The organism is Ruminococcus sp. CAG:330 (assembly GCF_000437175.1).
Classification (GTDB): Bacteria; Bacillota; Clostridia; order Oscillospirales; family Ruminococcaceae; genus Ruminococcus_C.
Genome location: NZ_FR898059.1, coordinates 168 through 9,283, shown reverse-complemented (window position 1 = coordinate 9,283; position 9,116 = coordinate 168). Strand labels below are relative to the sequence as shown.

At 54.8% G+C, this 9,116-nt stretch carries 8 protein-coding genes (1 of these 8 only partly in view); 4 read left to right on the top strand and 4 right to left on the bottom strand.

Going from position 1 to position 9,116, the window contains the following annotated elements; all coding sequences use genetic code 11:
- Nucleotides 1-337: 337 nt before the first annotated feature.
- Nucleotides 338-1,969, bottom strand: coding sequence for a chaperonin GroEL (gene groL, locus QZL66_RS07025; RefSeq protein ID WP_022411025.1), 1,632 nt, complete (start codon nt 1,967-1,969; stop codon nt 338-340).
- A gap of 47 nt (nt 1,970-2,016) precedes the next feature.
- Entirely contained in the window at nt 2,017-2,310 is a 294-nt protein-coding gene (locus tag QZL66_RS07020; RefSeq protein WP_022411024.1) for a co-chaperone GroES, read from the bottom strand.
- Between the two features lie 558 nt (nt 2,311-2,868).
- Between QZL66_RS07020 and QZL66_RS07015 the strand changes: the two genes are divergently transcribed.
- The 3 genes from QZL66_RS07015 to QZL66_RS07005 all read left to right on the top strand — a co-directional run bounded on the left by QZL66_RS07015 (nt 2,869) and on the right by QZL66_RS07005 (nt 7,163).
- Entirely contained in the window at nt 2,869-3,567 is a 699-nt protein-coding gene (locus tag QZL66_RS07015; RefSeq protein ID WP_022411023.1) for a response regulator transcription factor, read from the top strand.
- A 6-nt stretch (nt 3,568-3,573) separates the two neighbouring features.
- A complete protein-coding gene (locus QZL66_RS07010; protein ID WP_022411022.1) occupies nt 3,574-5,109 on the top strand; it encodes a sensor histidine kinase in 1,536 nt (511 codons plus the stop codon).
- Nucleotides 5,110-5,210: 101 nt separating this feature from the next.
- On the top strand, nt 5,211-7,163 hold the full coding sequence (locus QZL66_RS07005; protein WP_022411021.1) for a S1C family serine protease: 1,953 nt from the start codon (nt 5,211-5,213) through the stop codon (nt 7,161-7,163).
- 224 nt (nt 7,164-7,387) lie between these two features.
- On the opposite strand, the gene QZL66_RS07000 is transcribed toward QZL66_RS07005, so the two are convergent.
- Nucleotides 7,388-7,546, bottom strand: coding sequence for a hypothetical protein (locus QZL66_RS07000; RefSeq protein WP_022411020.1), 159 nt, complete (start codon nt 7,544-7,546; stop codon nt 7,388-7,390).
- A 232-nt stretch (nt 7,547-7,778) separates the two neighbouring features.
- Complete coding sequence (rpsT, locus tag QZL66_RS06995) at nt 7,779-8,039, bottom strand: 30S ribosomal protein S20 (protein WP_022411019.1); 261 nt, start codon at nt 8,037-8,039, stop codon at nt 7,779-7,781.
- 288 nt (nt 8,040-8,327) lie between these two features.
- On the opposite strand from rpsT, the gene gpr reads away from it, so the two are divergent.
- Nucleotides 8,328-9,116, top strand: the 5' portion of a protein-coding gene (gene gpr, locus QZL66_RS06990) for a GPR endopeptidase (protein WP_022411018.1). It continues 48 nt past the right edge of the window; the window shows 789 of its 837 coding nt (coding positions 1-789); the start codon lies at nt 8,328-8,330; the stop codon falls past the right edge of the window.

Genomic DNA, 9,116 nt, shown 5'->3' with positions numbered 1-9,116 from the left:
GGGCGGAGCGAACAAGACCGCTCCGCCCTGTGTCCCACTTGTAACGCCTTGATTTTGAAAACGTTCCGGTGGAATGTTTTCAACGGATTTTACCTTTGTTGAAGTTGGCGGACACGGCACGCCGTGTCCCTACAAAGAATTGGTTTATCCTCAGTTGGATCAGCCTGACGGGGCAACGGTTTTGAAATCTTTTTGTTCCTGCACGATGCGATTTGTTTTAAAGTGACACCCAACACAAAAAACCGGATGGCAGGAATCGCCCTGCCATCCGGTTTTCATCATCTTACAGCGCAGTTTCTACGCCGTTTGCTATTTTTGCCCTGGGTTCTTTTGGCGATTAATACATACCGCCCATGCCGCCTGCTGCCGGAGCTGCTGCTGCCGGTTCTTCCTTCGGAATATTTGCAACGGCGCTCTCGGTGGTCAGAACCATAGAAGCGATGGATGCAGCGTTCTGCAGTGCGCTTCTGGTAACCTTGGTCGGGTCAACGATACCGCTGCTCATCATATCGCAGTAAGTCTCGTTGTAGGCATCGAAGCCATAGCCAACCTTGCGGCTGCGGCGAATCTTATCCACGATGATGCTGCCTTCCAGACCAGCGTTTGCTGCGATCTGGCGGAGCGGCGCTTCCAGTGCACGGAGCACGATCTTCGCACCGGTCTTTTCGTCGCCGTCCAGAGACGGGATCAGCTTTTCAACTGCCGGAATTGCATTGATGAGTGCAGTGCCGCCGCCGGCAACAATGCCCTCTTCCACAGCTGCCTTGGTTGCAGACAGAGCGTCTTCAATGCGCAGCTTCTTTTCCTTCATCTCAACTTCAGTTGCAGCGCCAACCTTGATGACTGCAACACCGCCGGACAGCTTGCCGATACGCTCCTGCATCTTCTCCTTGTCGAAGTCGGAGGTGGAAGCAGCGATCTGGTTCTTGATCTCGGTGATTCTGTCAGCGATGGCATCCGAGCTGCCTGCGCCGCCAACCAGAATGGTGTTCTCCTTGTCGATGACAACCTGGCCTACCTGGCCCAGCATCTCCAGCTTTGCATCGCTCAGCTCCATGCCCAGATCAGAGGACAGAACCGTACCGCCCGTCAGGATTGCGATATCCTGGAGCATTTCCTTTCTTCTGTCGCCAAAGCCCGGTGCCTTGACAGCAGCGCACTTGAAGGTGCCGCGGAGGTTATTCAGGATGATGGTGGTCAGAGCCTCGCCCTCGATGTCCTCAGCGATGATCAAAAGCTTCTTGCCCATCTTGACGATCTGCTCCAGCAGCGGCAGGATGTCCTGAATGTTGTTGATGGTCTTGTCGGTGATGAATACCAGCGCATCATCATAAACGACCTTCATCTTCTCACGGTCTGTGATCATATACGGGGACAGATAGCCGCGGTCGAACTGCATACCCTCAACGACTTCGCTGTAGGTCTCAGCGGTCTTGCCCTCTTCAATGGTAATAACGCCATCGGTGGAAACCTTCTTCATTGCCTCGGCGATCAGCTTGCCAACATTTTCATCGGCAGAAGAGATGGTGGCAACTCTTGCAATGTCGTCCGAACCTTCTACTTCCTTGGAGTTTGCCTTGATGCTGCTGACAGCAGCGTCAACAGCCTTTGCAATGCCCTTGCGCAGCACCATCGGGTTTGCGCCGGCAGCGATGTTCTTCGCACCCTCGTGGATGATTGCCTGTGCCAGAACGGTAGCAGTTGTGGTACCGTCACCAGCGGCATCGTTGGTCTTGGTGGCAACTTCACGAACCAGCTGTGCGCCCATGTTCTCAAACGGATCTTCCAGTTCGATGTCCTTTGCAATGGTCACGCCATCGTTGGTCACCAGCGGTGCACCGAATTCCCGATCCAGAACCACGTTTCTGCCCTTCGGGCCAAGTGTGATTTTTACGGTATCTGCCAGCTTATCAATGCCGGCGATCAGACCGTCTCTTGCGTCTGCATTGTACTTAATATCCTTTGCCATGGTAATACGCCCTTTCTCTATTCAATGTAGTCGTTCTGCGGGAAAGCTTAGTCGGCAATTGCCAGAATCTCGCTCTCGTAAACCAGTGTCAGCTCTTCCTCGCCATCCTTGATGGTCTGACCTGCGCCGTGGTTCAGCAGAACCGTGTCGCCAACCTTTACCTGCATGGGGATGCGTGTGCCGTTCGGTGCGTACTTGCCCTCACCGCATGCAACGACCTTGCCCTTTGCCGGAACACCTGCCGGTGTCTTGGTTGCCAGTACCAGACCGCCTACGGTCTTTTCTTCCTGATCCTTTTCTACCTTTATGAGTACTCTGTCTGCCAACGGTTTCAATGCCATGATTCATTCCTCCTGCATCCAAATTATCACTTGTTTCTCAAATCTGTTAGCACTCATAGTTCCTGAGTGCTAATATCTATTTTACCAACTTTTCAGAAAAAATCAAGGGTTTTCCTGCGAAAATTGTGAAATTCGGAACATTGCACAAATTCAAGCTGTTTTTCACGTTCCATTTGTGAAAACAGATGAGTTTCCACCTGCCTAGCAATCCAAATTCTCCCTATTTTAAAAATAAAATCTACAACCAAAAAAATCAACTAACTTATACACGATTGCAACGCAACTTCTTCACATTTTACAAATAGGTAACAATTTGAAAATAAATAATCCACTTATCAGTTACACAACTATAGTATAATGAAATGTGAAAAACATCGGCAGATTTTGCGGTTTTTTTGAGAAGCCACAAATACATTTCCGTCCCAGTGCCGATGAAGCTCCGGCGCGGCGAAAAGCCCCGGACATGCAATTTCCAAAACGGCGTTGTGGGGTGGGACGGCTGCGGCAGAGAAACACAGCACCGGAAACAGACAATCAAAAGAAAGGCGTGAAAACATTATGGCATTAGAAAAAGTTCTTGTCGTAGATGACGATCCGAATATTTGCGATGTGCTTCGGATGTATTTGGAAAATGAGGGATACAGCGTAATTCTCTCTTATGATGGAGAAGAGGCTCTGGTAAAATTCAACGCACTGAAGCCGGACATTATCCTGCTGGATGTCATGCTGCCCACACTGGACGGCTGGCAGGTATGCCGTGAGGTGCGGAAAAAGTCCAGCGTGCCGATCATCATGATCACCGCAAAGGGCGACACCTTTGACAAGGTGCTCGGTCTGGAGCTTGGCGCAGACGACTATATTGTAAAGCCCTTTGACACCAAGGAAGTCGTTGCCCGCATCAAGGCAATTGCCCGCCGCATCGGCACCTCTCCGGAGGAATCCGAGGTCAAGGAAGTTCGCTATGACAAGCTGTCGGTCAACATGACCCGTTATGAGCTGCGTGTCGACGGCAAGGTCGTTGACACCCCGCCGAAAGAACTGGAGCTGCTGTTCTATCTGGCTTCCAACCCCAACCGTGTATACACCCGTGACCAGCTGCTGGACGAAGTCTGGGGCTTTGAGTATTACGGCGACTCCCGCACCATTGACGTGCACATCAAGCGTTTGCGGGAAAAGCTGGAGGGCGTATCCGACAAGTGGTCGCTGAAGACCGTATGGGGCGTGGGCTATAAGTTCGAGTCCGAAGAGGACGAATAAACCGCCGTGGAACAGCCGGAAAGCAAAAAGGTACAGAAAAAACCGCAGAAAAAGCTGTACCGCAACCATGTTGCGCAGATTCTGCTTCTCGTTTTCGTTGCCATTGTCACTGCGCTCTCCGTAATGGGATATGGCATCTCCCGCTATAAACGGGACTATTATGCCAGCGCCACACGCTCGTGCAATGTCATGGTTGCCGACCTCGTCAAGCACGGCGAAGATTTTCCCAATGAGGATATGCTGGCATACTATATTCCCTACAGCATGAACTCCACTGCGGCTTCTGTAGGCACCTACCTCTACCTGTTCAACACCGACGGGCAGTGCATCCTTTGCTCTGCCAACACCGGTCAAGAGGCGGATGGGCTGACGCTGAGCGTGGAAATGCTCCACGCCATGAAGGAAAAAGGAACCTATCTGACCGATCGCAGTTCCGGAAAGTTCAACCGTTCTATTGCGGAGCCTATGCTCTGCAACGGCTCTGCCTTTACGATCCAGCAGGACGGCAGGGAACAGACCTATTATCTGTTCGCCAACACCTATACCCATGCGCTGAACAACTATGTCACAGATTTCATTCTGGTGACGGTGCTGGTCTCTCTGGCAGTGCTGGCAATCGCAATCGCAATGGAAATGCACATCATTCTCCAAAGGGCAAAGCAGCGGGAGCAGATCATTCAGGTTTTGCAGCTCAATGCAAGAGACGATTACACGAAGAAGCTTCAGCCGGAACAGTGGGTGGGCTCCGAGATGGAACCGCTGGTCACCGTGCTGGACTCTCTGGTGCGTCAGGCAGAACGTGCAGAATCCTACAGCAAGCAGTTTGTTTCCAACGTATCCCATGAGCTTCGCACACCCATGACGATCATCAGCGGATTTGTAGAGGGCATTCTGGACGGCACTGTTCCCCGAAACAAGCGAATGGAGTACCTCTCCATTGTTTCGCAGGAGATGCAGCGCCTGAAAATGCTGGTCACCTCCATGCTGAACCTCACGAAATTCGACGCCGGCACCATTCAGATCAACTATCAGATGTTCACCATGAACGATACCGCATTCCGCACCGTTCTGATGTTCGAAAACCGTCTGGAAAAGCGCCATATCTCTGTGGAGGGGCTGGATGCTCCGCCACTTCGGGTATATGCCGATCCGGATCTGATGGGACAGGTGGTGTACAATCTGGTGGAAAACGCCGTGAAATTCGTCAACGAGAGCGGTACGATTTCCTTCCGCTTTGAGAGCAGCGACCACGACTGGATCTTCGCCGTGCGCAATACGGGCAACGGCATTTCCAAGGAAGAGCTGCCCAGGATCTTCGAGCGGTTCTATAAGTCGGATGCCTCACGCAGTCAGGACAAGACCGGACTGGGGCTGGGACTGGATATCACCAAACAGATCATCCACCTGCACCACGCACAGATCAGCGTCCGCAGCGAGGAGCATGTCTACACGGAATTTGAAGTGCGTCTGCCGCAGATCAAGCCGCCGCACTCCGAACAGGAATCCGAGGAAACGCCCCGACTTCAGCCGCCAACGCAATGACAACTTGAAAAAGCACCACGCTTTTTCCGAAAATAACGGGCAGCATTTCTCCTGTATGCCGCAGAGAATGCTGCCCGTTTTTGGAAAGGAGAAATTTCCAAATGCAGGAGCAAGAGAAACCCTTTGCACAAACTCCCCTTGTGGACGGCACAGCGCCGGCACCCGCAACAGAACCTGTGCCGGATGCCGCCGCAGATGCGCCCCAGCCCACGCCGGAGGCTGCATCGTCCGCAAAACCCGCAGAAGCCAAGCCGGAACCGGAGTCCGCACCGACCGCCATCCCACCGCAGCGCACATGGGAAAAGGCACCGGCACCCGTTCCGCCGATGCCCAATGTCCCGCCATATTCCCACACTCCGCCGCAGACGCAGCGTCCGTTCACAGGGGTAGTTCCTCCCCAGAGCGGCGCTGTTCCGCCGCAGGCATACCAGCCGTTCACAGGGGCAGTTCCTCCGCAGAGTAGCGCTGTTCCGCCGCAGGCACAGCGTTCGGTGACAGGAGCAGTTCCTCCCCAGAGCGGCGCTGTTCCGCCGCAGGCATACCAGCCGTTCACAGGGGCAGTTCCTCCGCAGAGTAGCGCTGTTCCGCCGCAGGCACAGCGTTCGGTGTTCACAGGGGCAGTTCCTCCCCAGGGCGGCGCTGTTCCGCCGCAGGCGCAGCGTCCGGTGACAGGGGCAGTCCCTCCGCAGGGCGGCGCTGTTCCGCCGCAGGCATACCAGCCCCATGTGTGGAACACCGCCAGCCCCTATTCCCAGCCCAGCTGGTATCAGAACCAGCCCCCACGGTACAACGGCGGATGGCAGGTACCGCCGCAGGTTCCGCCCATTCCCGACGAACCGCAGCCCAAGTGGAATGCCAAAAAAGACCGCAAGGCAGCGTTCTGGCTGCGCATTGTGGCGCTGCTGATCGTGGTTCTGCTGGGATACTGCATTGTCAGCGATGTGCTGCTCTACCGCAGGGAAGTCCCCGCCAGCACCACCTCCCAGTCGGAGGTCAGGGAGGACGACGAATCCCACCCCAATGTGGTCATCCAGCAGCAGGAGAAGCCGGAACTCTCCTCGGACGCTGAGGGCGTTGCAGAGGATGGCTCTTACACCGTGGAGGGCGTGGCAGCAGCCGTTCGCCCCTCTATTGTGGAGATCCGCACCTATGCCGACGAAAAAGGCACACTGCTGGACGGCACAGGTTCGGGCATCATCCTCTCTGAGGACGGCTACATCATCACCAACGCCCACGTGCTGACGGACGGCAAGGCGTTCACCGTCATCACCGCAGACGAGGAGGAGTACCCTGCCTCTGTGGTCGGCAGCGACAACAAAACGGACATCGCCGTCATCAAGGTGGACAAGACTGATCTGCCGGCTGCTGTCATCGGCGATTCGGACGAGGTGAAGCTGGGCGAAGCCGTGGTTGCCATCGGCAATCCCGCCGGACTCTCCGGCTCGGTGACCAACGGCATTGTGTCCGGTCTGAACCGGAAGATCCGTTCCGATGCCACCGGTTTTGACATGGACTGCATCCAGACTAACGCTGCCATCAGCCCCGGCAACTCCGGCGGTGCGCTGGTCAACATGTACGGGCAGGTCATCGGCATCACCTCCTCCAAGTACGTCAACGCCAGCTATGAGGGACTGGGCTTCGCTATCACCATCAACGAGGTGCTGCCCATTGTGGAGGAGCTGATCCAGCAGGGCTACGTCTCCGACCGTGTGCGCATCGGCATCACGTTCACCTCCCTCTATGACGAGTACATTCAGGGACAGTTCACCGAGGCTGTCGGCATGAAGCGCACACCACTGGAATTGTACGGTCTTTGGATTCAGGAGATTAGCCAGGACTGCGACATTGCCAACACAGAATTGCAGGTCAACGACGTCATTCTCTCCGTCAACGGACAGAAAACCGAGACCTATGACGACCTCTCGGCAGCCATTGCCGACAGCAAGGCAAATGACACCGTAGAAGCACGCTGCCGCCGCTATGAGAAAAACGGCACATTTCAGGAGTTCACCATTCAGTTTAAGCTGATGGAGGACACCTCCGGAAATTACTAAGAGCTTGTATTCATAGGAAATATATGCGGATTTTCGAGCAAATTTTTTTGCAGACAAGGCAAAAATTTGCGGGCATACTTTCGTATGGCAAGAATTTTTAACGCAGTATGCAACAAAATTTGCCGAAAAGACGTAGATAGACGCCTATGAACACGAGTTCTAATTGACAGACAGAACCCCTGACACCTTTCACGGTATCAGGGGTTCGCTGTTACATGAATGCTTTATCTGCCGCAGCCACAGCCGCAATCGTCATCCCGATCGCCCTGATTCTGGTTCTGGCAGTTCTGTGCCTGCTGCTGACGCTGCTTCTGCTGCGCCTGCTGCTGCTGGCGGTTCTGGTTCTGCTGGCGGTGACAGTTCTGATTCTGCTGCTTTGCCATGGGTCACTCCATTTCTCCGCACACAGGCCATCCGTTTCCCGCACACGACCGGTGCGGTGCAGTTCGTGCGCCACGATGGAAACGGCAGCACGGCGAAATCCTGTTTCCGCCGACACTCCCAGTTTGCCCGTCTGCGCTCCGCCGATACCCGACAGTTTCTGGAAAAACAAAAAAGCGTGTCCCATCTTTGGAACACGCACTCTCTGTTTCTCTTTGCAGGAAAAAGCGTTGCTTAGCCAGCAGCGTTCAGCTTCTTTGCCAGCTGAGACTTCTTGCGGGCAGCTGCATTCTTGTGCATCAGACCCTTTGCGCAAGCCTGATCAACACGCTTGATGGCAGCACGTACTGCGACTTCCTTATCAGCTGCGCCAGCTGCACATGCAGCGTCAGCCTTCTTGATCATAGTCTTCAGGTTGGACTTGCGAGCCTTGTTTGCAGCAGTCTTTGTCGTAATAACCTTAACACGCTTTTTTGCAGAACGAATATTCGGCATAATAGTTACTCCTTTTAAAATCATGGTTTTGGGCGGAATTCCCGTGAATAACCGGACTTTTGTCGTCATACACTAAAAACGGCATTGACACGGTACCGTTTTTCGTGCAGGAAATTCCCATTGCATTGGAACGACCAAATGCTGGCATCTGCCCGAATGGGGCAACATGCCGTGACTATTTATTATTATAACACAGGCAAAGCAGAAATGCAATAGATATTTTTGAGAAAGCCGACAAAAATTTTTCGTGCAAAGCCAGCGAATTGCACAAAATCAGGAGGGATTTTCATGGCATCGATTCGAACCGACCTCGCTGTGGAGTGCACTGCCGCAGCGCCGGCGCTGCCGGGAATCACGCAGCAGACACGGGGCACGTATTTTTCCACCACCGAGATCTGCATCAAAAACGACACCTGCGGTGCGCCCATCGGGAAGCCCGCCGGACGATACGTCACACTGGAAACTGACAGCCTGAACCGGAGCCACGAAAGCTACGCCCAGATGGCACAGGAGCTGGCGGAGGAACTGGGGGCTTTTCTGCCGGCGGAGGGCTGCGTCTTTGTCGCCGGACTGGGAAACCGTGCCATTACGCCGGATGCCCTCGGGCCACGCACCGCTGCCAAGGTGCTGGCGACCCGCCATTTTTCGCAGGCGATGACGGAGGAGGAGCGCTCCTGTCTGCCGGAGCTGCGGCCGGTCTGTGTGCTGGCCGGGGGTGTGCTGGGGCAAACTGGCATGGAGTCCGCCGAACTCATCCACGCCGTCTGCCGGGAGGTACAACCGGCGGCAGTGGTGGCGGTGGATGCGCTCGCCTGTGCGGAGCTGTCCCGCCTTGGGACAACCATCCAGATGAGTGACAGCGGCATCAGCCCCGGCAGCGGCGTCGCCAACCACCGCAGAGAGCTGTCCCGACGCACGCTGGGCATTCCGGTCATTGCGCTGGGCATTCCCACAGTAGTAGACCTCCACACGGCAGCACAGAGCATCTATGGCAGGCCTGTGCCCAAGGGACAGCCGAACATGATGGTCACGCCACGGGATGTGGATCGTCTCATCGACCACACCGGCGACCTGCTG

What these genes read in the sequence shown, in the direction of transcription:
- groL (WP_022411025.1), bottom strand. Translation starts at nt 1,969, where the DNA reads ATGGCAAAGGATATTAAGTACAATGCAGACGCAAGAGACGGTCTGATC.
- QZL66_RS07020 (WP_022411024.1), bottom strand. Translation starts at nt 2,310, where the DNA reads ATGGCATTGAAACCGTTGGCAGACAGAGTACTCATAAAGGTAGAAAAG.
- QZL66_RS07015 (WP_022411023.1), top strand. Translation starts at nt 2,869, where the DNA reads ATGGCATTAGAAAAAGTTCTTGTCGTAGATGACGATCCGAATATTTGC.
- QZL66_RS07005 (WP_022411021.1), top strand. Translation starts at nt 5,211, where the DNA reads ATGCAGGAGCAAGAGAAACCCTTTGCACAAACTCCCCTTGTGGACGGC.
- QZL66_RS07000 (WP_022411020.1), bottom strand. Translation starts at nt 7,546, where the DNA reads ATGGCAAAGCAGCAGAATCAGAACTGTCACCGCCAGCAGAACCAGAAC.
- rpsT (WP_022411019.1), bottom strand. Translation starts at nt 8,039, where the DNA reads ATGCCGAATATTCGTTCTGCAAAAAAGCGTGTTAAGGTTATTACGACA.